This is a genomic window from Ruegeria sp. H9 (assembly GCF_056532915.1).
This window is the reverse complement of the sequence record NZ_JBQFNX010000003.1, coordinates 182,081-206,873: the sequence shown is the minus strand read 5'-3', so window position 1 is coordinate 206,873 and position 24,793 is coordinate 182,081. Positions and strand designations below refer to the sequence as shown.

The 24,793-nt window shown below is 52.6% G+C and carries 25 protein-coding genes, 1 tRNA gene and 2 pseudogenes; 16 read left to right on the top strand and 12 right to left on the bottom strand.

Annotation, left to right across the window (positions count from 1 at the left end; genetic code table 11):
- Positions 1–479 precede the first annotated feature (479 nt).
- From ACR0CZ_RS15220 to ACR0CZ_RS15205, 4 genes are read left to right on the top strand one after another with little or no spacing between them, the layout of a single operon-like run.
- Complete coding sequence (locus ACR0CZ_RS15220) at positions 480–737, top strand: hypothetical protein (protein ID WP_170395504.1); 258 nt, start codon at positions 480–482, stop codon at positions 735–737.
- Between the two features lie 4 nt (positions 738–741).
- Complete coding sequence (locus ACR0CZ_RS15215) at positions 742–1,350, top strand: hypothetical protein (RefSeq protein ID WP_480502817.1); 609 nt, start codon at positions 742–744, stop codon at positions 1,348–1,350.
- Between the two features lie 35 nt (positions 1,351–1,385).
- Complete coding sequence (locus tag ACR0CZ_RS15210) at positions 1,386–1,655, top strand: HupE/UreJ family protein (protein ID WP_170465861.1); 270 nt, start codon at positions 1,386–1,388, stop codon at positions 1,653–1,655.
- Positions 1,619–1,999 (top strand): HupE/UreJ family protein, encoded by a 381-nt coding sequence (locus ACR0CZ_RS15205; protein ID WP_480537199.1) that lies wholly within the window; start codon positions 1,619–1,621, stop codon positions 1,997–1,999. Before ACR0CZ_RS15210 ends, ACR0CZ_RS15205 begins: the two co-directional genes overlap by 37 nt.
- 247 nt (positions 2,000–2,246) lie before the next feature.
- Here ACR0CZ_RS15205 and ACR0CZ_RS15200 read toward each other — a convergent pair whose 3' ends face one another.
- From ACR0CZ_RS15200 to ACR0CZ_RS15190, 3 genes and pseudogenes are all read right to left on the bottom strand, one after another.
- A complete protein-coding gene (locus tag ACR0CZ_RS15200) occupies positions 2,247–2,888 on the bottom strand; it encodes a zinc-binding dehydrogenase (protein WP_480544973.1) in 642 nt (213 codons plus the stop codon).
- 3 nt (positions 2,889–2,891) lie between these two features.
- Positions 2,892–3,200, bottom strand: a pseudogene (locus ACR0CZ_RS15195) (alcohol dehydrogenase catalytic domain-containing protein); the annotation flags it as partial.
- A 135-nt stretch (positions 3,201–3,335) separates the two neighbouring features.
- Positions 3,336–4,184, bottom strand: a complete 849-nt coding sequence (locus ACR0CZ_RS15190) for a TauD/TfdA family dioxygenase (protein ID WP_170465864.1) — start codon at positions 4,182–4,184, stop codon at positions 3,336–3,338.
- A gap of 143 nt (positions 4,185–4,327) precedes the next feature.
- On the opposite strand from ACR0CZ_RS15190, the gene ACR0CZ_RS15185 reads away from it, so the two are divergent.
- The 4 genes from ACR0CZ_RS15185 (at position 4,328) to ACR0CZ_RS15170 (ending at position 7,970) form a co-directional block, all read left to right on the top strand.
- Entirely contained in the window at positions 4,328–5,209 is an 882-nt protein-coding gene (locus tag ACR0CZ_RS15185; RefSeq protein WP_170395511.1) for a LysR family transcriptional regulator, read from the top strand.
- Between the two features lie 296 nt (positions 5,210–5,505).
- Positions 5,506–5,931 carry a GFA family protein gene (locus tag ACR0CZ_RS15180; RefSeq protein ID WP_480502820.1) on the top strand — a complete coding sequence of 142 codons (426 nt, stop codon included), beginning with the start codon at positions 5,506–5,508 and terminating at the stop codon, positions 5,929–5,931.
- 775 nt (positions 5,932–6,706) lie between these two features.
- Positions 6,707–6,919 carry a hypothetical protein gene (locus ACR0CZ_RS15175; protein ID WP_170395513.1) on the top strand — a complete coding sequence of 71 codons (213 nt, stop codon included), beginning with the start codon at positions 6,707–6,709 and terminating at the stop codon, positions 6,917–6,919.
- 241 nt (positions 6,920–7,160) lie between these two features.
- The gene (locus tag ACR0CZ_RS15170) at positions 7,161–7,970 is read left to right on the top strand and encodes a hypothetical protein (RefSeq protein ID WP_170465867.1); all 810 of its coding nucleotides are present in this window, start codon (positions 7,161–7,163) and stop codon (positions 7,968–7,970) included.
- Between the two features lie 341 nt (positions 7,971–8,311).
- Here ACR0CZ_RS15170 and ACR0CZ_RS15165 read toward each other — a convergent pair whose 3' ends face one another.
- Entirely contained in the window at positions 8,312–9,259 is a 948-nt protein-coding gene (locus tag ACR0CZ_RS15165) for a DMT family transporter (protein ID WP_480537175.1), read from the bottom strand.
- 308 nt (positions 9,260–9,567) lie between these two features.
- The gene (locus ACR0CZ_RS15160) at positions 9,568–9,984 is read right to left on the bottom strand and encodes a MerR family transcriptional regulator (protein WP_170574518.1); all 417 of its coding nucleotides are present in this window, start codon (positions 9,982–9,984) and stop codon (positions 9,568–9,570) included.
- Between the two features lie 70 nt (positions 9,985–10,054).
- Between ACR0CZ_RS15160 and ACR0CZ_RS15155 the strand changes: the two genes are divergently transcribed.
- From ACR0CZ_RS15155 to ACR0CZ_RS15145, 3 genes are read left to right on the top strand one after another with little or no spacing between them, the layout of a single operon-like run.
- Entirely contained in the window at positions 10,055–10,825 is a 771-nt protein-coding gene (locus ACR0CZ_RS15155; RefSeq protein ID WP_209599654.1) for a transglutaminase-like domain-containing protein, read from the top strand.
- Positions 10,825–11,460, top strand: coding sequence for a cation efflux transmembrane domain-containing protein (locus tag ACR0CZ_RS15150; RefSeq protein WP_209599655.1), 636 nt, complete (start codon positions 10,825–10,827; stop codon positions 11,458–11,460). Before ACR0CZ_RS15155 ends, ACR0CZ_RS15150 begins: the two co-directional genes overlap by 1 nt.
- On the top strand, positions 11,460–12,008 hold the full coding sequence (locus tag ACR0CZ_RS15145; protein WP_170574509.1) for a methyltransferase family protein: 549 nt from the start codon (positions 11,460–11,462) through the stop codon (positions 12,006–12,008). Before ACR0CZ_RS15150 ends, ACR0CZ_RS15145 begins: the two co-directional genes overlap by 1 nt.
- A gap of 303 nt (positions 12,009–12,311) precedes the next feature.
- Here ACR0CZ_RS15145 and ACR0CZ_RS15140 read toward each other — a convergent pair whose 3' ends face one another.
- Entirely contained in the window at positions 12,312–13,184 is an 873-nt protein-coding gene (locus tag ACR0CZ_RS15140; protein WP_480537174.1) for a bile acid:sodium symporter family protein, read from the bottom strand.
- A gap of 227 nt (positions 13,185–13,411) precedes the next feature.
- Here ACR0CZ_RS15140 and ACR0CZ_RS15135 point away from each other — a divergent pair, with 227 nt between their 5' ends.
- The 4 genes from ACR0CZ_RS15135 (at position 13,412) to ACR0CZ_RS15120 (ending at position 16,658) form a co-directional block, all read left to right on the top strand.
- Positions 13,412–14,389 carry an AraC family transcriptional regulator gene (locus ACR0CZ_RS15135; protein WP_237217123.1) on the top strand — a complete coding sequence of 326 codons (978 nt, stop codon included), beginning with the start codon at positions 13,412–13,414 and terminating at the stop codon, positions 14,387–14,389.
- Positions 14,390–14,550: 161 nt separating this feature from the next.
- Complete coding sequence (locus ACR0CZ_RS15130; protein ID WP_058282012.1) at positions 14,551–15,417, top strand: cysteine hydrolase family protein; 867 nt, start codon at positions 14,551–14,553, stop codon at positions 15,415–15,417.
- A gap of 48 nt (positions 15,418–15,465) precedes the next feature.
- On the top strand, positions 15,466–15,951 hold the full coding sequence (locus ACR0CZ_RS15125; protein ID WP_170379992.1) for a YHS domain-containing (seleno)protein: 486 nt from the start codon (positions 15,466–15,468) through the stop codon (positions 15,949–15,951).
- A 137-nt stretch (positions 15,952–16,088) separates the two neighbouring features.
- On the top strand, positions 16,089–16,658 hold the full coding sequence (locus tag ACR0CZ_RS15120; RefSeq protein WP_170473744.1) for a carboxymuconolactone decarboxylase family protein: 570 nt from the start codon (positions 16,089–16,091) through the stop codon (positions 16,656–16,658).
- Between the two features lie 30 nt (positions 16,659–16,688).
- Here ACR0CZ_RS15120 and ACR0CZ_RS15115 read toward each other — a convergent pair whose 3' ends face one another.
- The 4 genes from ACR0CZ_RS15115 to ACR0CZ_RS15100 all read right to left on the bottom strand — a co-directional run bounded on the left by ACR0CZ_RS15115 (position 16,689) and on the right by ACR0CZ_RS15100 (position 21,463).
- Positions 16,689–17,099, bottom strand: a complete 411-nt coding sequence (locus tag ACR0CZ_RS15115) for a LysR substrate-binding domain-containing protein (RefSeq protein ID WP_480537173.1) — start codon at positions 17,097–17,099, stop codon at positions 16,689–16,691.
- A gap of 362 nt (positions 17,100–17,461) precedes the next feature.
- Positions 17,462–18,361: a hypothetical protein gene (locus tag ACR0CZ_RS15110; protein WP_480502829.1), complete on the bottom strand. Its 900-nt coding sequence runs from the start codon at positions 18,359–18,361 to the stop codon at positions 17,462–17,464.
- A gap of 169 nt (positions 18,362–18,530) precedes the next feature.
- A complete protein-coding gene (locus tag ACR0CZ_RS15105; RefSeq protein ID WP_170395546.1) occupies positions 18,531–20,144 on the bottom strand; it encodes a mechanosensitive ion channel domain-containing protein in 1,614 nt (537 codons plus the stop codon).
- Positions 20,141–21,463 (bottom strand): mechanosensitive ion channel family protein, encoded by a 1,323-nt coding sequence (locus tag ACR0CZ_RS15100; protein WP_170395548.1) that lies wholly within the window; start codon positions 21,461–21,463, stop codon positions 20,141–20,143. The genes ACR0CZ_RS15105 and ACR0CZ_RS15100 overlap by 4 nt, the downstream gene beginning before the upstream one ends.
- A gap of 1,257 nt (positions 21,464–22,720) precedes the next feature.
- Between ACR0CZ_RS15100 and ACR0CZ_RS15095 the strand changes: the two genes are divergently transcribed.
- Complete coding sequence (locus ACR0CZ_RS15095) at positions 22,721–22,951, top strand: hypothetical protein (protein ID WP_170395550.1); 231 nt, start codon at positions 22,721–22,723, stop codon at positions 22,949–22,951.
- Positions 22,952–23,382: 431 nt separating this feature from the next.
- On the opposite strand, the pseudogene ACR0CZ_RS15090 reads toward ACR0CZ_RS15095, so the two are convergent.
- Positions 23,383–24,015: pseudogene (locus tag ACR0CZ_RS15090) on the bottom strand (tyrosine-type recombinase/integrase).
- A 573-nt stretch (positions 24,016–24,588) separates the two neighbouring features.
- A tRNA-Ala gene (locus ACR0CZ_RS15085) sits at positions 24,589–24,664 on the bottom strand.
- Between the last annotated feature and the right edge of the window lie 129 nt (positions 24,665–24,793).

Genomic DNA, 24,793 nt, shown 5'->3' with positions numbered 1-24,793 from the left:
TATTATCCGTTCAGTTAGTTATGCTTGAACCAGAACAGGTGATTTGATCCTGCAATTTGGTGTTGTTGATCTTCAAACCTGACAAATTTGGATTTTCTATCAGGTCGCTGCTCAGACTCCCACATCGCTCGACGAACACCCACCTTGGCGTTAAGTTGCCCGAACAGGTTGGCGAAAATGATCAACCACGAAGGCACGGATTGGGTGGAGGCAACAAAGCATTATGCCCGAGAAAAATTAATGACATCGAGATTAACGCATTTCTTCCAAAAAGCACTTGGTCGTAAGCGCAATAGTCACAGGTTATCGAATGAGGACGAAAATTTCGTCGGCAGCGCAGCCTCGGGAATGTTGGCACAAATTCAGCACGAAACGAATATGCGCGCCGCGCGTGGGAACGAGCCGATCTCTGTTCGTCTTGTCCCCCAAGTGCCAATACGGGATGCGGATGCCGCGGCGGGTTGGATCGGAGGAGGGGCTTGTCGGTTACTTTGCCCTCTGGCGCCATAGCTCGTGTAGAAGCGATTTCGGACCTGAATGTCGAGAGCTTCGCGCCAGGCGAGGACAGAAATCAGCACCAGGTTCTCGCCAATTGGACTGCCCGTGTAAGCGGCGGTCATTGGGGGCATCTACATAGGCAAACGGTTTCTTATCGCGGCTTGCTGGATGTTTCGCGGCATGGCGACCTTTGGATGCTTGATGATCTGACGATTATCAGCGCCAAAACAGGAGGGTAATTCAGTGGCTGACGCGAGGTTGTTTTTTGCCGCGTTCCTGTTGGCCACGTTCTTTTTGTGCGCAGGCAGAGCAGAGGCGCATTTCAATCTCAATCAGAATGTTCGCATTCATCATGCGGCTCACTCAGAAGATGGACTTGATGTCTATTTGCGCCTTCCGATGCCTTATTTGGTTGCGGAACTCGTCGGTCCAGAGGGTCCGGACGGTTTGCCCGCACCGGCTCCGTACACATACAATTTGATCGAAGATGGCGTGCTCATGCACTACTTGGATCAGGTCGCATTTCACAAAGACCCATCCGGTTTGGCTCGTATTGCTGAAAACGGCTTTGTGCTATCTGTCGACGCGCACCGACAAACAGCAGAAATCGTCTCGATAAGACTGCACCCATTGGGGCAAGAGCCCGGATTTGCTACGCTCGATGAGGCACGCGCGGCACTTGCACCAAGAGATGTTTTTCCAACAACCGAAGAGATTTATGTTGGCGAGGTGATGGTTGTCGTGCACCTGCGCTTTGTGACGGGAGAGGTAGGAGCATACAGTTTATCCTACACTTCTGATCCGGGGCTTCCTGGACAAGGAGAAACGGCGAACCTGATCCTCGATTATTAGGGGCAAATGTTCGTGCATTTCGTGCCCGGGGCTTGATGCATTTCCCGGTCAAAGTTTCCGGATCAGCGACCGCCGCCGCTTCGACCTTCTTTGTTGAGGGAATTCGGCACATTTTGAAAGGCCCCGATCATGTTCTCTTTGTACTTTGCATGATCATCGGTGCCTTGAACTTGCACAGCCTTCTTGCCCGCGTCACAGGCTTTACTTTGGGCCACACGGCAACACTGATTTTGGGGTTTTTGGCTTCGCGCCGAGCGGAGCGTGGTTCATCCCAACTGTCGAACTGGCAATTGCACTTTCAATAGTCTACGCAGCTGCAATGGCGGTTTGGCCGCCAGAGAAAGGACACGGCGACCTGAAGGCTTTTGCCATCACGTCTGGCATTGGATTGCTGCACGGGTTTGGGTTCTCCTTTATGTTGCACCAGATTCGGCGAGTCGATGCACCGAACGTTTGGCACAGCTTGCTGGCTTTCAATGTTGGAGTAGAGGCTGGACAAGTTATGATCGTTTTATTGGTCTGGTCATTGGTGTTGTTCCTGCGCAAACAACCAGGTCGTATTTGGGTCGGCTCTCGCGCTGTCGTTGCCGAATGCGCAAGTCTGGTCGCAATGGTTTGGGTAGTGGAACGGGCAGAGTTTTATCTCTGATACTCTCTATGTGAATCCTATACTGCTTTGCACAGTAAACAGACCTTCACCTAGTTTTGTTGAACGTCAACTTTGTCCGCGTAGCGGGTATTCATTTTTATTCGGTCGAATGTCCGCTCCGAGCCCAAAGCAGGCGTTCATTGCGTTACCCAGAACAGCCAGTTTGCGCGAATAACTGAATTTGCATTGTGGCGCAAAACGATCGAGAGAATAACTCTTTTAAAAGCCTATCAGGCTTTTGGGCTGATCACGGCTGAAACCTTGTTATTACAGCGGTTCCTGGGGAAGTTGGTCCATTCATTGCTCGAAGTTCATCGCTAGCCTCTTCCAATCGGACCTCCCTGGCGACCATTGGCTGGATATCCACTTCGCCACGTTCGATCATTCCTAGAAGGCGCGGGTATTTCCATGAAGGCATACCACGAGTGCCGAAAAACGAGAGTTGTTTGGAATAGATTGCCCGCATGTTCACCTGCATCTGGCCGTCTCTCGACGGCATACCAATTTGCACGTGTCGACCAAGGGTGGCGAGACACTCTAAGGATGCGTTCGTCGTTGTTTCGATGCCCAGTGCTTCTACGGAAACCTGTGCTCCTCCATCCGTGATATCTCGGATCGCTACCGCGGCGTCTTGTTTGCTTGCATTTACTGTGGCGTCTGCGCCATGGAGCTTTGCATGCTCAAGTTTCTCTTCAACCACATCCACTACGACAACTCGGCATCCAAGCATTTTTGCCAATAGAAGAACGGACAAGCCAATCCCGCCTGTTCCGTGGACAGCCACCCAATCACCAGCTGCGACATCTGCACGGTCAGTCAAAGCATGCCAAGCCGTGGTTACACGACACCCGAGCCCTGCCGCCAAGGCGGGAGACAGCGTTTCTGGCAAGTGAACCAAGTTGTGGTCAAAAGGCACGGCAACATATTCTGCGTAAGCACCTGGCGTTCCAAATCCAGGAACGATTTGGTTGGCACAAGTGTTTGATACGCCTGTTTGACAAGCGTTGCAGCTGCCGCACCCCAAGATGAATGGTGCTATAAGGCGGTCACCAACACTATGCTTCGCTTGAGGCCCTGCTTCTACTACAGTTCCACAATATTCGTGCCCTAAGATGGAGCCATTTTGAACTTTGGGATGTGCGCCAGACCATCCATGATAATCTGAGCGGCATACGCCACAGGCAGCGACCTCCAGGACCACTCCATTGTCTGGGCAGGTTGGATCTGGGACCGTCTCAATCGAAAGGTCTTCACAAAACTCTCTTACGACTGCAGCTCGCACTTAGCGCTCCTAAAGATCTGGTTTTTTTGATCGAGCAATTCGGTTTGGTCGAGTTTAAACAGGTCTATCGCCTTTCACGGTCACACGTCGCCCTTTTCGCTCTGCCGGCCAATAGTCCCAGATCGCACGATGCATACAGCACCGGTTGTCCCAAAAGGCCATGTCGTTAAGCGACCACCTGAACCGGATTTGATAGTTGATCTGTTCCGCATGTTCAAAAAGCAAGTTGAGGATCGCGTCGCTTTCCTTTTTCGACAAGCCCAAAATCTTTGTAGTAAATGTTCGATTCACAAACAGCGATTTCCGGCCCGTTTCCGGATGAGTCCTAACGATCGGATGAACTGCTTCGGGACAGTCAATTTCGCTGTCTTTTTGCCCGCGGTCGCTATAGCGGCCTTTGTAGATGTGCTCGGAACTATGAAGTGCGGATAACCCGCTGATCATATCTTTTATCGGTTCGGAAAGATCATCGTAGGCCGCATACATATCACTGAACATGGTGTCCCCGCCGCAGGGTGGAGCGATATGGATTTGCAGCATAGTTCCAAGGGGCGGTGTCTCATCGCAAGAGACGTCAGAGTGCCAGAACTCACCGTTTGCCACCTTGGAATTCTTTGTTGCATGGATTTCGAAAATCTCCGGATACCCGTCCATCGTTGGAGCTGCGGGGTGTGCGTGAAGCGGCCCAAAGCGTTTCCCAAATTCAATGTGCTGCGCAGGTGGTATTTCCTTTTGCTCTTTGAAGAACAGCACCTGGTAGGTGTGAAAAGCGTCGCAGATCTCCGCAAACTGATCGTCAGGCACAGGCTGGCTCAAATCGACTCCATAGATCTCGGCTCCAAGGATTGGAGCGAAGGGTTTGGCAACGATGGAAGTATAGGAGTTAGATTTGGGAGCAACCATAAGTACCTCCGGGTTTGGTTTTGTGGGCATGCTATGCGCAAGGTATACATCAAAAAATTTGAATAAAAACGAAATAACTTTGACTAGCAGGTGAAAAAATTTCACATATTGAAAACGGTTTAGGCTGTAGTGAGGTTATCGGAATGAGCATTCGGTCACTGCGAACACTAATAGCAGTTCATCGACATGGTAGCTTCCGTGCCGCGTCTGAAGCGGAGCATCTAACTCCGTCGGCGGTCAGTCACCAGATGCGGAATCTGGAGATCACGTTGGGGCTCGAGTTATTTGACCGATCAGCCAAATCGCCCAAACTTACTCATACCGGGCTAACGTTCGTCGGAGAGGCTGCTGCGGTGGTGGCTGCATATGACGGTTTGGCGGAAAGGGTGAAGTCGAACAATGAACTCTCTGGTGAAATAACTTTGGGCGCCGTTCCAACGACCCTAACTGGACTAGTGCCGATTGCGTTAGCGAGGCTAAAATCCGAGCATCCAGATATCCGTGTGAGAATTGTTCCAGGTTTGACCAATCAGCTTTTGCTGCAGTTAGACCGCGGGCAGGTTCAAGCGGCTATCATTTCCCGACCAGACGTTCTGCCAAACACGTTGGAATTCTCTGAAATCGTATCCGAAGAATTGGTCCTGCTTGTCTCGGAAGACACCCCAGATTTACCTCCGAAAGAACTGCTTGGTGCGTCACCGTTTATTCGTTTCACGCGTGATGCGGTTGTAGGAAGGCAAATCGAGACTTGGCTGCAAAGAAAGGGCATTGAAGTCAAAGACGCCATGGAACTAGAGAGCCTTGAAGCAATCTCAAGTATGGTGGCCGCTGAACTTGGCGTATCAATCATACCAGACAGCCGCTTAACTGCATATGACCACTTGCGGCTCAAAAGGATCCCCCTTGAACAGAACGGACCTAAGCGCATTGTTGGCCTGGCTAGTATGACGACGTCGCCTCACACCAAAATGATCGAGGCAGTTACGGCGGCGCTATTGGAAGCAGCGGATAGCCAACGGGTTTAGTTGTGAGTTGGCAGTGAGTGACGTTGAGCCAGCTTAGTCTGCACGGCTTTAAACGCTGTCTGAGTGGGGCCTCGCGCGCGCTAAACTATCCCCAACTCGGCCTCGCGAGATTTCAGACACCGCTTGAGGGGTTCCCGATGGAACATAGCACCAGCCATCCAACCAACGCTGTCGGACGTCTGTTTCGAGCCCGAATTGAACTGGAGCTCCGACGTTTTCTGCTGATGAAACGTCCAAAAGTATCCATCTAAAAAACACCAGATTCTTATGCTTCGGGAGGTTAGGAGAAAAAAAGAATGGCGACTCGAGGGTATTGTCTGTGTAAAAAAACAAGTTGGGTCTACCACGGTGACCAAACATGGTCATGCTATTGCCACTGCGATGACTGCCGTCGGAATTGCGCCGCGCCGGTGGTTGCTTGGTTCGGTGTGCCGATAGAATACTTTGAATGGACCAGTGCTAAACCCCGCACTTATGAAAGCTCCAAAGGCGTTTTCAGGCACTTTTGTGGAACTTGCGGGTCACCAATTGGGTTTGAAGCCGATCACTATCCAGGTGGTATGCACCTCTACGCTGCGTCGCTCGAAAACCCGGAAAATTTCGAACCGACATTTCACGTTAACAAGCAAAGCAAGTTGCCTTGGCTTCAAATGACTGATGATCTCGACGCCTTTGAAGGCACATTATTACACACCCCTAACGACCCAGACGGATATCAGTAGATTGCGAAGCCACCGGATTTTCAAATGGCAGCTTCGTCCGCAGAGCGGTCGTTCAAGCAGTGTGTTGTGATCTTCTTCGGGCCCAGAGCCGGCGTTAATCCGGCATAGGTAGGCTCACGCAACTCGGATGTCTGTGAACGCGAGCACGTGAGGCATCGATCGAATGCGAATGCCTGCAAGGCGGAACGCCAACGCAGCAATTCATCGTATCGCTGGATGGCGGCTCTGGGCCGCCACCAACCGCTGCTGTGAAGGCGGACTGGTCGCCTAAGCTGTGCTGCCGCGGGTCTGCTCGTAGTTCTCGCTGTGAATTTAGTATTCAAGATGCGTGCGCCGCCACATAAATCCTTCTGGAAGTGCACGAATATTCGTGCTGAAACGCGGCCTCAAAACCATTCATTTGAGCACTTATCGGAAATTGGACTCACAATGCGAGCAGGGAGCTGACATTTCAGTGTTTCGGCATTCACTTGAATTGCCACCAATCGCCAATGTCCCGAAAGGCACCAAAAGTACGGCAGTGCGTTGGCAGTTCATTTTGAGGCCGAAACGTCTTAGGCTGTGAAATGGGCCGTAAACGGAGGAACCAATCGTAATACGAACAATCGCACTCGCGCTTGTGGCAAGCGTCATTGCAAACCCTTCTTTTGCAACGTTTCTTGTTTCCTGCGAAGCGCCTGATGAGTCAGGCGTTGCGGTAGCATTTGGCTTTGGATCTGTACCCGGCCTTGCGATTATCAGCGCGACGATCCACGCGGATGGACAGGACTGGAGCATGACAGAGACAGAAGGTGCGCTGCCCATTGTTTTGGCGCAGGGGGCCTCGGAGAACACACACACATTGCTGGATTTCGCCGATCCTGAGTTTGATCGCATTGTTGCATCCGTGCGGCTGATTACGGCTGATGAAGGCGATGACCAAATCACCGTTGGCACGCTTAAGATCCCAGAGGTCGGGGTCTTTCCGCTGGTCTGCGAAGGACCATGACCCATATCTGTGCCAGAAACGTGTGGGCGGGGCAGAGAGAGAATTCCGATGCCCATGACCTGGTGAAAGAACATCCAGTTATAGCTTCATTCTCCGTTTTTTGGCGATCTCGGCCCGCCCTGACCTATAGATATGAGGTCAACACCCCGGACAAATTCAGACGTGGCATTTTCTAGCTGGATTCCACACCACGCCCACCCGGCAACCTTCTAGCGGCCACGCCACCTCAGGAGACAGTCGCATGATCCAAGAAATACAACAACCTGGAGATCCAGTAGCCGACATTCTCTTCAATTGGCTTCCATTTCTTGGGATGGTTGCGCTTGGCGTAGTAGGATTGATCATCACCGCGCGGGGCTATCGGCACTATCTCAATTCGACGTATCTAAAGCGAGCCGGCCGACCTGGGCAGGCGCGCGTGACCGACAAGTGGGTCAAGAAGGGCCACGTTGGTCACAACGAACGGCATCGTACGAAACCTTCGAAACGTTACTTTCTGCGCTTCCAACTTTTGGATGACCCGCGCGCATTTTCCCTAAAAGAAGTCGCTCCGGTAGACCTTTGGAACGCGGTCGAGGTCGGCGACGCGGTCGACGTGCTCTATCACCCGAGGCGGCGCTTGATGCGCCTTGCTGCCTGGACGAAGTACAGCGGGACAAACGCAGGTGCGGCCCAGATGGCGATTGGTGCGATCATGCTGTCAGCAGCCATCGCTTCGGTTGCAGAAGGCGCAGTCTCCGCTTTGCGAAGTCCTGAGCAGCGCATTGCTGGCGAAAGATGGGTTCGCAGCAAGGCAGAGGTTTTGAACATGGGCAAGCCTGCGGATCCGTATCTGCGTATGTTTGCCCCAGGGTCTCGGATGATCCGTGTCGTGTTCGGAGAGACCCATGGCGGCGCATTCTTAGGGAATGAGCGCTTTATCCGTGTGACCCCAGCAGAAATTGAAACTTACGCCATCGACGACGAAGCGATCCTGGTTGCCTGGATGGACCCGGAGAATGAATTCAATGCCGTTCTGGACCTTGAGAGGCGTGACACAGATTTGCGCTGATTGTTTTGACTAAAAGTAAGGCGAAAAATACACTCAAATGGCGAGTTGGCCCGAATTACGTGACTGATCTTGGTTGCAAAGAAAGTGCACTTTTGATTCTGGAAAAGTCGAAGTGCTGAATAACCAGATTGGCAATGCAAGCATCAACATCGCTTTATGTCTGCCGCATGTGAACACGTGCTGCGACAGCGCTCTCTGAAATTCAAAAATCTAGAAGGTCCGCGAGTCGCACGTTGATTATTGGTCTGATGCTGCGTTGTTGATGAATGTCCGGTTCGAAGGGCCTCGCCGCAGCAACTTGACCAGGATGTGTAGGTCGGCTTTAGGCCGGGCATGTAGCCTTAGATTGGAGGTACGGCGCGTTCGGTGACCAACTGTCTGGCCGCCACCCTTTCGCGATGTATCATGTACAGCCCTGCACTGATGATGATCGCAATGCCAATCAGGCTAAGCGTATTCGGGAAGTCATTGAAGACAAGATAGCCGAACAAGGTCGCGACCGGCAGCTCAAAATACTGCAGCGGTGCCAGCGTGACGGAAGGCGCAAAAGACAGCGCATAGGTCATCATCATGTGGCTCACCGTCGCGAAGAAGCCAGCGCCCAAAAGCCACAACAGAGCGGTGTCTGTTGGCCAAACGGGATCAAACAAATCAGAGCCGGAACCTTGCGCAACAATTAGAGCTGGAATGCAAAACAGGCTGGCGATCAGACCGGTGTGGAATTGCAGGGTCACGGGGTGCACCCGACGCGACAATCCCCGGGTCACAAGAATGTAGAAAGCGAAGGCAACTGCCGTTCCTACCGGAATAATAGCGACCGCGCCGAAAGCTGCGAAACTGGGCTGGATGACGAACAACACCCCGACAAACCCCACAAGCGCCGCGCAGACGCGACGCGGGCCGACATCTTCACCAAAATAGAACTTGCCGACCAACAAGACGATGAACGGGGCCACGAACACGATTGCTAATGCATCGGCAAGGGGCATCACCCGGATCGCGGCAATGAAGCAAAATGTTGCGAACACCAACAGCAATGAGCGGAAAACCAGCACCATCACCTGACCTTTCGCCACGCGCAACGACAGTCCCATTATCCAGATGAAAGGCGCCATCAACGCGCATTGTACCACAAACCGAGCAGCCGTAATCTGCCCAACCGGCACACTGGTTGACGCGAGTTTCGCAGACACATCCAGCAAAGGAGCGGTTAGGCAAAACCCCAGCATCAGCGCAACGCCAACAAGTGTGCGATCCGGAGATTGAGGTATGTATTCAGCTGAGGTCATCACTTTATTTAGAGATGTCGCCAAATGCGTGTCTGTTCTCAATACGACGACAGGCAAAAATCCCGCTATCCACGAGTTCGGGTTGAATTGGATATAGCGCTCGCGGCGAATGTCTCTTCTGACGGTCCGCACAGTCGCATCAGATGGCCGGGCCAAATGGCAGCTAGGGCCGTTATCACACATCCCAACAAACTGACTTATCGGAAGCTTTGTCCGCAGAGCGGTCATTCGGGGTGAGGCGATCAGTGTCTGCTGTGCGGGACTTTGCCGACGTTTGGCTATACGATGTGATAGTCTGCTTTACCTTTTCAGTGATCGCGCTCGCAAAGGCCATGATCCGACAAAGAAGCCAGGACATAGCAGTCTTCGGTCACTCCGCCGCCATCGCAGCCGTTGGAAATCCGCACCAGTTCTTTCTCAAGCGCGCGGAGGCGTTTGATCTTTGCGCGCACGTCCGAGAGCTGAGCCGTCGCAATATCATTGGCCTCTGCACACGACCGGTCCGGGTGGCCCTGTAGCTCGATCAAGGCAGCAATAGCTTCAATCGAGAAGCCGAGGTCGCGGGCGTGCTTGATGAAGCTCAGGCGCTCCAGCCCCGCCGCATCATACCGACGCTGATTGCCTTCAGTCCGTTCCGGTGCGTCGAGAAGCCCAGACTCTTCGTAGTAGCGGATTGTTGGAACCTTGACGTTCGTGCGCCGCGATAGCTCGCCAATGGAAAACATGAAAATACCTCTTGAACCTCTAGTCACTAGAGATCGTATATCAGTTGGGACGCTGAAACCAGAGTGAACCATGTCCCAGAAATACCTCGCCGAAACCCCCATACTCGATTTTCGATCCGATGCGATCCAGGCATTGATCGCCGAGCGCGGGTGGTCTTCTCTTGACCCCACCGCACGCATCGGCACGGCCTATGATTTCGTGCGGAACGAAATCCTGTTCGGATACAACAGCGACGATGCGCTGCCTGCCTCCCGAGTGCTGGCGGACGGCTATGGGCAGTGCAACACCAAGGGCACGCTTCTGATGGCACTGCTCAGGGCGTTGAATATCCCTTGCCGGTTTCATGGTTTCACCATCGACAAGGGCTTGCAGCGTGGCGTTGTGCCAGAGTTGGTTTTCCCGCTGGCCCCCCGAAGCATCATCCATTCCTGGGTGGAAGTTCTGATCGACGGCAAGTGGATCAATCTCGAAGGGTTTATCCTCGATCAAGGCGTTCTGGGAGCGCTTCAGGAGACCTTTCCGGATCGCACGTCGCTCTGTGCCTATGGCGCGGGGACAGATTGCCTTCAGGCCCCGCCCGTCGAGTGGTCTGGCCAAAGCACATACATCCAGAAGACCGGGATCAACCACGACTTCGATGTCTTTGACAGTCCGGATGATTTCTACAAGGACCACCACCAGCTGTCCGGTTTTCGCGGGTTGCTCTATCGTCTTGTCATACGGCACTGGATGAACCGGCGCGTGGCGCGGATCAGGCAAGGCTATGTGCCAATCATCCCCGGCGGCGCAGAGAACCTTCTTCCTAAACAGGCACCAATCATTCTAAAGGAGGCCGTGTGATGTCAGGGTGTTGTGGACATGACGCTAAGTTCGATGGCGTATCGGACGACTACAAACGGCGGCTGTGGATCGTCATCGCGCTGAACGCGACGATGTTTGCCGTCGAGATGACAGCAGGCCAGGTCGCACAGTCGCAAGCTCTGAAGGCTGACGCCCTCGACTTCTTGGGCGATGCTCTGACCTATGGCATCTCACTTGCTGTCATCGGTGCTTCGATCCGCGCGCGGACGAATGCAGCGCTCGCCAAGGGCATCAGTCTTCTTCTGATGGGCCTGTGGGTCTTCGGCTCGACAGTCTACCGGGTTTTCTATGTCGGCGTACCGGAAGCGGAAATCATGGGCGTTGTCGGCGCTCTGGCTCTGGCGACAAACCTTGCAAGCGTCCTGCTGCTGGTCAGCTACAAGGACGGGGATGCCAATGTGCGCTCTGTCTGGCTCTGCTCGCGAAACGACGCCATCGGCAACGTCGCCGTGATGTTAGCAGCTTTGGGCGTATGGGGCACGGCCACCGGCTGGCCCGACCTGATCGTCGCTGCGATCATGGCCAGCTTGTTTCTGTCCTCAGCGTTCCAGATCGTGCGCCAGGCGCTCGCTGAACGCCGTGAGTTCAATTCACACAATCATGCCGAAGTCTGATGGAGGCCTTTCTTGCTCTTCTTGGCTTGGGGATTGCCGCAGGAACCTTGGCCGCGCTCGTTTGGTCGTTTGCGCGTCCATCGCGGCGGCTCTGGCCCCCGGAAGAATACACGATCAGAACGCCTTTCCTTGTCTGGGTTCCAACATTCACTTTGTTCGGCGTGCTTGTTCTGCTTGGCATTCTTGGATGGGCGACCCTGCCATTTCCAGACTGGATGCGGTTCTGGATCGGGGTGCCTTTAATCCTCACCGGAAACGCAGCCGTCTGGTTTGAAGTTGTACGCTTTGGCATCGCCCAAACCGGCGGTGCCGTTGGGCATCTGCGAACCGACGGTCTTTATCGCTACTCCCGCAATCCCCAGTATGTCGCAGATATCTTCATGGTCATCGGATGGATGCTGCTGACGGCGGCACCGCTGGTCTTTCCGGTCGGAAGTGCCGCGGTCCTCGTGCTGTTGGCTGCACCATTCGCGGAAGAGCCATGGCTGCGCGCGCGCTACGGCGCGGACTTCGAGGAATACGCCTCCCGCGTTCGGCGTTTTCTCTGAAGCGGTCATTCGCCACAACGCAGAAACTTGGGAGGTATGGGCTCGGAGCGGTCTTTCGCTACGCAGCGCATCAACAACCGCTGTGCGGGACAAAACTGACCTTGGAGTCTACACCTTCGCTGACGCAGGATCCACCGCACTGGCAGCAACAGTTTTCCCCTCCAACAGGGAAAATCGCCAAAGCGGCCGTTCCACAGAGGGCTTGGGAGCTCCTTGATCGCTCTTTGACCAGATGGCGCTCCGGCATGGAAACTAAGGGACTTGGCCCAGCCCATAATCAGAGCTGGCAAATAGGCGTCAGGATCATAAAATTGGGCTTCTTCGCGCAAGGAAAGCGAACACAGGCAACATTGTTACGATCCAGACCACGCTATAAATAGCGGATGGGATTGCATATTCGCTTAACCCATTGGTGTTAGGCAACAGCAAGGTGGCAATTGCGATCCCCAAAGCTCCGTTTTGAACGCCGGTCTCAATTGAAATCGTCTTCGCCTCGATGTCTGTGCATCCGAGCATCCCTGAACTCATGATGCCAATAAACGTGAGTGACGCACCTACAACCAAAAGTGCGGGTCCAAGCCTAAGGAAGTTATCCGCGACCACCACCCAGTTTGAAATGATCGCGCCTCCAATGACCAGCGCAAAAAGTAGCATAGAGACCTTGCTAAAGACTGGTTCGACAGCGGCTACAATACGCGGCGCCAATGACCGCGCGGTCACCCCGACTAGGATTGGAGAAGCTGTAAAAAAAAACATTGCTAAAGCCGTCGAAGAGATGTCGATAGCGGGCGCAGTTGCCCCCATGAACATCTGCATCGAAAACCCCAGGATAAGCGGTACGGTAACGACACAAGTCAGACTGAAGACTGCTGTAAGAGTAACGGACAAAGCAACATCCCAATTCGAAAGCTTGGTTACGATGTTACTGATCGCCCCGCCCGGACAGGCCGCTAAAATCATAATGCCAACGGCTGTCTCGGTGGAAATCCCAAAGATAAAGATCACCATCAAAGCGATGCAAGGCAGCAAAATGATCTGGTTGAGAGCCCCGACGCAAAAGGCACGTGGACGTCGTCCGATGCGTTGAAAGTCAGCCGCTGTGAGTCCGAGGCCAAGGCAGAACATGATGACAACAACTGCGAGCGGCAGCAGCACAGATATAAAAATTTCGCCCATCTACCATGACCTCTATGACTGCATGCTTCTTCACGCTTTCGGACGATACCGTTCAGAAAACCTGATGACGAGTTTTATCAGTTTGGCGCATTTATCCTCAAGCGCCCGAAGATCGAGGCTGTCTTTATTTATTATACCTATCACTGGGTGGGACGATCTGGTGTGAAAGAGCATTCCAGTGCTAATCTCACTGTATGGCAAGTGTAACTTACGCATTCGCCCGCGCGATGGCCAACGCCGCCGGGATGACGCTGAACGACGATGGCGCCCTGATTTCGAATGGCGCTGTCGTGCTGCGTTTACCAGAAGCTCAAGACGGCCAATTGGCGGATGATGCGTATTTCGATTTGATAGATTGGATTCGTGCGCAACAAGCGGATGAGGTTGCGTTGGTTGAGGCCTATGCGAACGCGATTGCGACCGATGATCTCGGCGTCCTTGGCCTGGCTGTAAAGACAGCTCCCACCTTGCGGGAATCTTTGCAACGGATTGAACGTTATTTTCGTCTCGTCACGGACACCGCAGTTTACAGACTTGACGAAACCGGCGATCCGGTCCTTTGGATATTTGAAGGGCAAACGCCACATCGCGCCGCCTTGGAATTGCGCAACGAATGCGCGCTTGCCGCCTTTGCACGGAATATGTATCGGTTTGTGGGTGCTGGATTGTCGCTCGAATATGTCGCGTTCAAACATGCGTGCCGACAAGAGCATGAACGTTACGCCCAGCATTTTGCTTGTCCCGTGCAATTTGGTACTGACCACAACGCCATTGCTATGCGCCCTGCTATGCTGGAAAGCGAAAATCGTCTTGGCGATCCGGGCTTGTCAGATTTCATGACGAAGCACCTGGATGAGGAGTTCAACTCTCGCGATGACGACACCTCACTGAGCCAAGCAATTGTCCACCGGCTTACGCCAGCCCTAAGTAACGGCGCACCGCAGGCGGCGCATGTCGCCCAAGAGATGGGAATGAGCGAGCGCACTCTTTACCGCAGGTTGGCCGAAGAAGGGCTGACCTATCGCGACGTTCTTGGTCAGGCACAAGTTGCACTCGCTCGTGACCTGCTCCGTGACGGTAAGGCTTCCATAGCCGAGATCGCCTTTATGACCGGGTTTTCGGAACAGAGCACGTTCAGCCGCGCCTTCAAGCGCTGGGTTGGCCAGGCTCCGGCACGATTCAGGCAGCAAGCGACCTCCGACTAGGCACACACCTCAAGACCACATGGCAGGTTCGGCCAAAACCTTGGCAGGGCGGGCCGATACCTCAATCGATGTGGCGCCTAACTTCTTCTTTGTCAGATCCACCTGGGGCGCTCCCGAGTAAAGCAAACCCATTTGCCCCTCTCAGACAAAGGAAATTTGCAATGAGCAATCATGACCACAAACATGGAGCAAGCTGCGCTTGCGACGTCACGCCCGAACGCGTTGATATGGCGCGCCGGCGACTCTTGCAACAAGCCGCCGGTGCGGCCGCGGCAGGTACAACAATAGTGGCTGGCGGGCAGGCCCTTGCCGCGACCGACGAAGCACGCGCCTACTATGCTGACCCGGAAAATCCAGGCCTTCCCCAAATCGACATGACCATCGAGCCGGGGCGTACTGCGCTTGTGGTGACCGACCCCCAGATTGATTTTTTGTCAGAAGACGGTGTGACGTGGGGTGTCGTTGGCGAAAGCGTGACCGAACAGGGCACGGTCGATAATATCGAACGGCTTTTCATTGCCGCCAAGGCTGCGGGGATGCCGGTCTTCATCTCGCCCCACTATTACTACCCGCATGACCACAAGTGGGAGTTCGAGGGCACTCTGGAAGCCACGATGCACAGCATCGGCATGTTTGACCGCCTGGGACCGCTCAATTTGGACAACTTCGAGGGCTCAGGTGCCGACTGGATGCCGCAATACAAGAAGTACATCGAGGATGGCGAAACCATCATTTGCTCGCCACACAAGGTTTATAGCCCGGCTCAGAATGACCTGAACCTGCAATTGCGTAAACGCAAGATCGACAAGGTGATCCTCGCGGGGATGTCGGCGAACCTGTGTACGCAGGCGCATCTCTACGAGCTGCTGGAGCTGGGCTACGAAGTCGCTGTCGTTCGCGATGCCACAGCCGGGGCCAAGGTGCCTGAAGGTGACGGGTATCTCGCCGCCATAATCAACTTCCGAATGGTCGCCAACGGCGTCTGGTGGACCGACGACGCGGTTGAGCGCATTGGCCAATCGGCCTGACCCAAATCGATCTTCAAATTTGATCCCGACATCCTGAAAGGACATATCATGACACGCATCTTTACATTTCCCGCACTTACAACAGCGTTGACTCTCGCCCTGGCGGCGGCGGCATTGGCTGACGATGAATACAACGTTTCGAACAGTCTTACCTTGACCGGGCAGCCCCTCGGCATGCATGGCGTCGATCCTGTATCGATGTTTGAAGCCGAAAAACCCGAAATGGGCAACGCCACTTTTACATCGGCCCATGATGGAGTGGACTACTATTTTGCGTCGCAGGCAGCGCAAGCCACATTCGAGGCGGATCCGACGGCACATCTGCCTCAATTCGGCGGGTTCTGCGCCTTTGGTGTCTATGTAGGCAAGAAGCTTGATGGCGATGTTCGGTATGCCGATATCGTGGACAACAAGCTCTATCTCTTTGTGAATGAGGACATCTTCAAGAAATACCTTGAGGACAAAGAGACCGTGATCCAAGGCGCCCATGCCAAGTGGGCAGACATCCACCACACGCCTGTCAGCAGCCTTTGATCGAGGAATTTGGTGGCTTTTGCCGGTCGGAGCCACCGCTGCCTCTCCCCTCCCCAAAAGGCCGGCATTTCTCCAAGACGCCCTGTCCGCAATGACAATTCGCGAGCGTCGAAAACTCTTCCCAAAGGAAACAAGACATGACTGATTTTGAGACCTATACAATCGCCTCAGCCCCTGATGCCGCGAAACCAATTCTGGAAGCATCGCTGAAAGGATATGGTTTTGTGCCCAACCTTTATGCGGCCATGGCCGAAGCGCCCGCAATTTTGGAAGGCTATACGACACTTTCCAACATCTTTGGAAAGACCAGCCTGTCAGAGACTGAGCGCCAGATCATCCTTATGACTAACAACCGGTTGAACGGGTGCAAGTACTGCATGGCCGCCCATACCACTCTTTCACAGATGGCCGGTGTCCCCGAAGACGTGATCGCAGCGTTACGCGATGGCAGCCCTATCGCCGACCCCAAATTGGAAGCACTGCGCAAATTCGTCATCGTGATCAACGAAAGCCGAGGCTGGCCCAGCGACGCACAGGTCGAGGCGTTTCTGACGGCTGGCTATACCCGCCAGACCATGCTGGAAGTCATCCTTGGCACAGCGTTGAAAATCCTGTCGAACTATACGAACCATGTGGCGGAAACGGCTTTGGATGATGCGTTTGTCCCAAATGCATGGACCGCCTCATCCGCGGCGGCGGCTGAATAGCGCGATATTGCCTAATTGTTGGTCTTGCGCTTAGGCCTGAGTTTGGTTCTGGCCAATAAGGGAATCCGATTTGAGACGTTCGACCGCAAAATCAACAAAAGCGCGTACCTTCGCAGACACGGTTCGACCCTCTTGATGCACAAGATGGATGGGAACCTCGGGTGGCTCATATGACTTCATGACAGTCTTGAGCCGCCCATCTGCAATGTAGGGTGCCACCTGATACGACAAAAGCCGTCCGATCCCATGACCTTGCAACGCCAACTCAATCACAGCGTCATTAGTATTCATGCTGATGCGTGGGTTCACTCGTTTGGTTATGCTCTTTCTACCGCTTTGAAAATGCCATTGGGCGGATGCATTCAGGGCAGTAGAATTAATGACCGCCGACCTTGTGGCTCTCCACAGCCCGGGAGGAGTGGTTTCCGAGGCACTGTCCATTGGTAAGCAGGTGAGAGGTACTGAGCTTTCTACAGCCGTTCTAGCTGGCTCGATGTGCGTGTCGTCATGTCCTTACATCCTTGCAGGCGGTGAGGAACGCCTCGTCTCTCGTCGAGGCATTGTGGGTAGGCCCGGAATACTGCGAAAATAGGCTTCTGTTGCTACCCGTACCAAAGACTTTGCAAAGTCCGCTTACTGCGCATTGCTGTCATTGGGGCATCGAGCAGCATCGGTCAAAGTGGGCTCGGTGCAGACCTTCGCTGCGTTCCAGCTAACAGACCTCTTTGCGGACAAAGCGGACGTTCGAACTCAGACGCAATAATAACTCCGCGCACAATTGGCAAACAGGCTTAATGCTGTGATCAGAACCTGACCCTAAACGCCAGCCCAACCAATGGCGCTGTTTCATAGGTCTGACGACTAATTTCCGCTCCATTCGCATCATCTAGCGTCAGGCGGCCGTCAAATTCTGCGCCTGCGAATACGCTCAATGAAACTCCGGGATTTGGATTGTATCCAATCGAAAGTACGACGGGGACACTCTTGTCTTCGCCCACCCCGTCCGGCGCGAGACCTTCCCCATCCAATCTGAATCGAACTCTCTCCGATCGTGCGGTTAAGGAAAGGTCTATGGTCTCAGTCAACGTGTAGCTCAGCGTCAACCCAGGGCCTTGTGTCGCTCCAATCCCTGAGCCAGTGTTCAAGTTCCAGCGATCATTTAGGTCCCAATCAATCAGTAGGGCCGGAAAAAAATCGGTACCACCATCGTCAAATTGAGAGAACGCGCCAAAGGCCGGTCCTATCGTCAGGCGCTCGTTAAGTTGCCAAGCAATACCCGCGAAAACACCGTAGGTCTTACCATCAGATGCGGAAGCTCCACTTTGATAATCCCACCTGATCTGTGGTGACACAAAAACTGTTGCTGTATCGCTCGCACGAAATCGCATGGGAACAGCAACGCGCAAGTCACGGATGTTCTCCCATGGCTGATTGTTCGATTGACTAAAGCTATAATCCAGTTTGCCGAAGCTGGTTGAAAGCCCGATGGAGTTTCCTCCTTCCAGATTGTAGAATGCGGTAGCACGTAGAAATGCTCGGCTTGCAGAGAATTCGCCACCGTCACTCAAATCCGCGTCCCCTTGAAACGCAGCAAGCCCATCAACCTGATACGCCCAACCTAGCCGGGGCTGCGCGGCTGAAGGTAACGCTGCAAATCCTAGAGAAATAGCTCCAAAGCAGCACGTTAGAAAAAGGTTTTTCATATGGCATTTCCCACGTGACGCTGATTCCTTTTGGGTTGCCATTCCTGAACGAGCGTTTCAAGCCCCTAATGGTCTGCTCTGTGGACTGCGGAGACATGGCTACTCAATGACATATTTATACAATACGAAGCTTAAGCACTGACACTGATAACCTATAGCTGAATGCAGTTTATTCAGCGTGATGGGCAAGCTTGCCGTCCCATTCTTCTGTCGAAACTTTGGGTTCCGGCGGGTCCGCTATGTACGACGGTGTCATTATCTGTGTTCCGTTTTCATTAAACACATCGACAATGTTTTCGCGCAAATCGGACAAAATCTTAGGCAAGCTCGATCCGCGCGAAGTGTATGCGTTGATCTCATAATTGATTGCGTAGTCAGCCAGCTGCGTCCAAAGCACAAAAGGTTCAGGGTTCTTTCTTAACCCTTGAGTACGATGAGCTGCCTCTATCAGCATCGCTTTGATTTTCTTTGGTGGCTCCTCGTATCCGATCCCTACTGTCGTGTGAACCAACAGCCCTCGACCATCCACTTTGCGCGAATAGTTTACGACTTCGGAGTTGAGCAGCTGTGCATTTGGAATGCTAATCATCTCGTTCTTTATCGACTTAATGAGTGTTTCCATCAGTTTGATCTCGGTTACATCCCCAATCTTGTCGCCAACCTGAATTCGATCACCGACATTGGTACTGCGTCTATAGATGACAAACAGACCGGCCATCATATTCGAGACGACTGTGTTCGACCCTAACGAAACCATGATACCGGCAAGGATAGTCAGGCCTTGGAAGGCTCGAGAGTCAGATCCGGGAATATAGGGGTAGGCAAACACCAGCGCGATAACAATCAGCAAAGCCCTGCACAGCATTTTTGTTGGTGCAATCCAATGATCTTCAAAATCTTTCAGTTGGAACGCGCCGCTCTCGACGTTGTCGAAAAAAAGATCGAGGCCTCGAATTCCCAACCGTGTCACAGCTGCAATGATTGCGAGCATGATCAAGTTGGGGATATATTCAACAATTGCCAAAACGACGGTTACGAGCGGCTCGCTGACATACTTCAAGAGGATCTGGGCAATGCCCTGGGTCTCGGCAAAGGAGAGCAGCACCAATGAAAGGTAGTAGTAGAAAAAGAACAGAAACAGGACCCACATCAATATGTGTATTGAATAGACGATAATCGACGCGATTGCCCTGCTTCTCAAGAGCGATTTCGTGGCTTCTTCAACACCTTCAGCTCTCTTTTCCAAGATGTTTCTAAAGTAGTCTAATAACATTTGCCGTTTCGCAAAAAACGCATAAGAAGTGAGGGCAAAGACTGCTGTCCAAGCAAAGGCAGCCATCGCACTATCTACTCGGCCCTCATTGGACCGAGCATCTCGGTATTGAAGGATTGCAGTCTCAATCGCTTCGGACTGAAGCCCAGCTAGAACTTCAATAACCATTTGTTCGTGCTCAGCATCAGCTTGGGTGGTGATCGTAACCATCTGCCCGTCAACGCGTATCATTTTCCCAAATTCGGCGTCCGAAATCTCAAGCTGTACTGAAGCTTTCGTGGATGCATTGGCGACTTGAGCGATCCGCTCCTCAATTTTTCTCGCTCGTTCGGTTGCGGGCAGCGCACTTGAACCGCGAACCACGAACAATTCTTCGCCATCCACTATCACCGGCGCAATAAACTCGGGATCTTCTCTCTCTTCAGCTGGTGCGAGGATTTCTTCAGACTGAGCAAGCGCAACAGTGCAGGAAAATAGAAGAGGCAGTAACCATAGCGTAAGGGCCCTCATGATTTTGCTCCTTCTGCGGGAATAATATGCACATCGCGTTGCGGGAACGGTATAGATATGCCTTCTTTGTCAAACCGCTCTTTTGCTTGACCGGTCAGGTCCCAATAAACGGTCCAATAGTCATCAGACTTGGACCATGGACGGCAGAAGATGTTGACGGAGTTGTCTCCCAACTCACCCACGAAAATTTCAGGTTCTGGTGCCTTCAGACAAAGCTGGTGATGCGCAACCAAGTCTTTGAGCACTTCAATTGCTTGGGCAGCGTTGTCCGAATAGGCGATACCAAAGACCAGATCGACCCGACGTTCTTCGGATGCACTTACATTGGTAATGACATCCCCCCAAATCTTGCTGTTGGGAACTATAATAATCTGGTTGTCGAATGTTCTGATCTTGGTTGAAACCACCGACATCTCATCCACAAACCCAGATGAACCGCCCACTTGGATATAGTCGCCAGTGTCGAATGGCTTGAGGACCATGATCATCAGACCGCTTGCGAGGTTTCCCAGCGTTTCCTGCAATGCGAAACCTAGGATGAACGACAAACCACCGAGCACGGCAAAAAGCGGTGTGACGTTAACTCCGAACAAAGCTAAAACGACGAGTATACCAAGGACGAAAACGGCCCAGTATACGGCGGTGGCAATGAAGCGTTTCAGCATTCTGGAGATAGTTGGAATTTTGTTCAGACCCCGTTCAGTGACCCGGCGCACCATCCGAGCAATGAACATCATGGCCCAAACTGCTAACAAAACACCCAGACCGGCCATCAGCAGGCCTACGCCCCCATCCCACGAGAACAACCAGGCCCAAGCGTTCTGAAAAAGCGTTTGAAGGTCGGTAGTTTTTAGGGCTCCCGTTTTCAACGCGAGAATATAGTCAGAATGCGGTTCTAGATCTTCCGCCTTCGCGCCTTTCAGGGCCCATGCTTCGAGCACCAGACGATAGTTGTTGAGAGTTTCTGATCCAGAGTCGTTCAAAGAGGACAACTGAGACCGCAAGTTGTCTTCCCGAGCTCCGCTCGCCGACCGAAGTTGCAAGTTTACTTGCGCGACTTCTTCGAGCCGAGAGCGCACATAACTCTGCCAAGTACCAGCGACTTGGGAAAGCTCTTCCGCGGTTAGGGGAACAAGTAGGATCTCGAGATCATCAGCCGCAATCATCTCATCAACGACTGCTTTTTTTAGATCGTCATTCTCGACTTCCACAGCCTCTTGGTCGGCCTCAGTCTCTTGCGCGCCGGCAGGAAAAGCACTCGCTAATGCCGTGAACCAAATGAATGACCAAATCTTCAACGTTCTCAGTGCTCGTCTCATCTGTCTGTCCCTTACTTCTTTAACGGTCGAAGAGAGCACACACAGACGCAACAAATCCAGACTTATGTTTATGTTTGAATATTTCCTTGTGACGAACCCCACGGATTTTTGGGTCGCCGTCGATATAGAGAATCTCTCAAATTCGCGGAACCACATATCTGCGAATGAAACAGAAATTTCCGCAAAAGGGTCATAGACTTGCCGTGCACGTAGAATTGGAAGCCTTTTCCATTAGACCCATTAAACCGAGAATAACGGCCTCCTGGCGACACCACTCACTTGCGTCTCCAGGAGGCGACCAGACAAGTCTGGCGAATGCGCGAGCAACAGAGGTAATACAAATTCGCCACGCATTCGAATACTTGAATCTAAAATACAACAAATCAAGTAATTTTACGCGCGCCAAAAAGTTTACTCTCGCGTGCATGAGAAATTCTTGTTTATTCCAGCTTACACGCCCGCTTCAGAAAACGTGGCGGCGCTGTGCAGATGGCGGGTGACGAACTTTGACTGTAGCGAACAGAATTTGCGCTCATGCCAACTTGGTTGACGAACAGCGGCCAACCGCACATTCGACTTAGTCTGGCCAGTCCCATGGCCAGACTAAATCCCCGCGTTGCCCATCATCCCAGATAGAGGTGACGCGGGGAACTTTGATCCATCTTTCAATCAGTAGCGTAACACCAAAACCCCAAGACTACCGCCCGCGTTGTTCACCTGGTTTCCCTCCGAACGATGCGGGTTTTTTTGGGGATGGGGATATAATGAGTTTCCATTTTGCAGAGCGACCGACTGGACCTTCTACTTCTGATTTGGTCGATGGCGCACGTGTTGGCCTCATTACCACCTGCTCTTCAAACCATTCGAAAGGACGCAGCCATTCAATTTAGTTTGAAGATTCGCGTTTTCGGTTTTCCCTCATATCTTCATTCTGCAATATTATAATGGGATTGTTTCTATGAAAACGACAACTAAGACCCTTGTTGCCGCTGCCGTTCTTGCATGCGGAGCAACCGTAGGACATGCCAAGGACAAAAAAATATTCTGCCAAAAGACAACGCAGAGTTCGTAAACTATGGCGAGGAATCCGGCTGGAATATGTTTGTGGATTAGAGCCGAAATACTTGCCTGATCGAACGGGTGGATGAGAATACCAACGTTGTTCAAATGGGTCTGACCCCAGACAAAGATTTTGGCTACATGGGTGTTTTTACAAAGGCAGACATCGAATTTGAGGATGATAAAGTCTAGCTGCTCATGGACAACAAATTATACCATGGCGATACAACAGCGGCGCCACCTAATTTGGCGGACGGGTACAAAGGCGGTTATCTCATTGCCAACAATCCCGACTTCGTCACAGACGTGATGGAGCGCGAAACCATGATTGTAATGCCAGAGTCTAATTTTGCCTTCGAATTAAGCCTTGCTGGCACCAAGAAGGCAATTGAAGCGGCGCGTGAGTGCAATGCTTCTCTGACCAACTGATCGGTGTCGATACTTCAAGGCCGTCCACTTTGTGGGCGGCTTCGTTTGTGACTGCGCGAACCCTGTGTATCGAGGAAGCTTATAATCGATTTCAGGCTTCAATTTCGATCAACTCTGTTTTGTAACTTAGATAGTTTGTCCCTTTGTTCCAAAATAACTTTTTAGAGGCGCAAAAATACGTCCGCTTCGGGCTCGATGGGGTCGTTCGCCTCACTTTACATGAGTGACTGCTTACTTCCCTAAGCACTCACATGGGAGTGAGCGATGACGCCACAGTTACCGACCTGAGCCCGATGATCCTTGCGGGAGATTCAACTCAATCGACGACGATGGTGACGCTCGTCTCGGCTCGAAAGTCCGGTGGAAAGTCATCACTTATGCGACAATTGCCAATCACGAAATGCGGACGACTCTTGCCGCCCGCTCAATCTTCAAACGTCGATATTTTCTGCGATACTCAGCGCGTCTTCCAATTCAACGCCAAGATATCGAACTGTGCTGTCAACCTTGGTGTGGCCAAGCAAAAGCTGCACCGCGCGTAGATTGCCTGTTTTCCGGTAGATCAGTGCCGCTTTTGTGCGTCTCAGCGAATGCGTGCCGTAACCGCTTGGCTCCAATCCAATCGCCGACACCCAATCACGGACCAGACGCGCGTACTGACGTGTCGAAATATGCGGCCTTTCGTGGTAGCGGCTTGGGAAAAGGAAAGTGCGTCCAAGCATCTCCGGGCGACATGCCCAGGTCAAGATGGACTGGCGGGTGTTTTCTGAAACCTCGAATTGGACCGGCCGCTTTGTTTTGCTCTGGACAACTGTCACGCGTTCGCGGACACGATCACCAGTAACAAGATCGGCTACGTTCAAGCGAACGAGATCGCAGCCTCGCAGCTTGCTATCGATCGCAAGATTGAAGAGTGTCAAGTCCCTGAGATTGTCTGAGAGTTCAAGCCGAACGCGGATGGCCCAGACGTGCCTCGCGAGAAGCGGACGTTTTTAGCCTATAAGGCGACCTTTGTTCCACGGCGGGCGTTTCGGTGTGATGGCAGGAAGTTGAAAAATGGACATCAATTGTCCTCCATCCTTCCCTCCCACTCCAGGCACCGACACCGTGTCGACCAACTGAAACTATTAAGGAGCCAAATGGCAGGTTCATCAACATATCTGATGACGTTGAATGTCTGCGCCAAGCTAGTCAGGTTCCCCTAAAGGTGTTGCGCACTGGTGAATGAAGTCAGACATCCTCTCTTTAATCTGAAGCAAACTCTCAAACCCACTGGTCACAAAAATCACAATGCAAAGAGTTCTTAGTGAGATTGCAGGGGTTGGCGTTGACAACGCAGTGCGGGCCATCTCAAGCCTAAACAACAGCTGCACTGCCGCCGCTATCGAGGTGTTCGACAAATGTGACCTATGCGAGTAATGTAGTGCACCATTTAATAATTTTCTCGAACCGGTTTCCTCGTGCGAGCCATTTTTCAATTGCTCACAATGGTCACATTGGTCACGCTTTCGCAAAGCGCGTAGTACTTGGTGAGGAAAATGGGTCAAGTTTCCTTGGGGGGTGAGAAAGACTGGCACGTCAAAGGCCCTATTTTTAAAGCCGTGTGACTGAGATTGAATTCGAATTGAGGAGAAAAATGGTGGAGCCTAGGGGAGTCGAACCCCTGACCTCTTGCATGCCATGCAAGCGCTCTCCCAACTGAGCTAAGGCCCCATATAGGTACCGTCGTAACGGTGGACGGACGTTTATGAGACGCCGTCGATGAGTGCAAGTCCTAAAATCGGAATCGGCAAAAAATTCAGACCGACTTCGCGGACCGGGTCGAGGCGGCGGGGCCGCCTC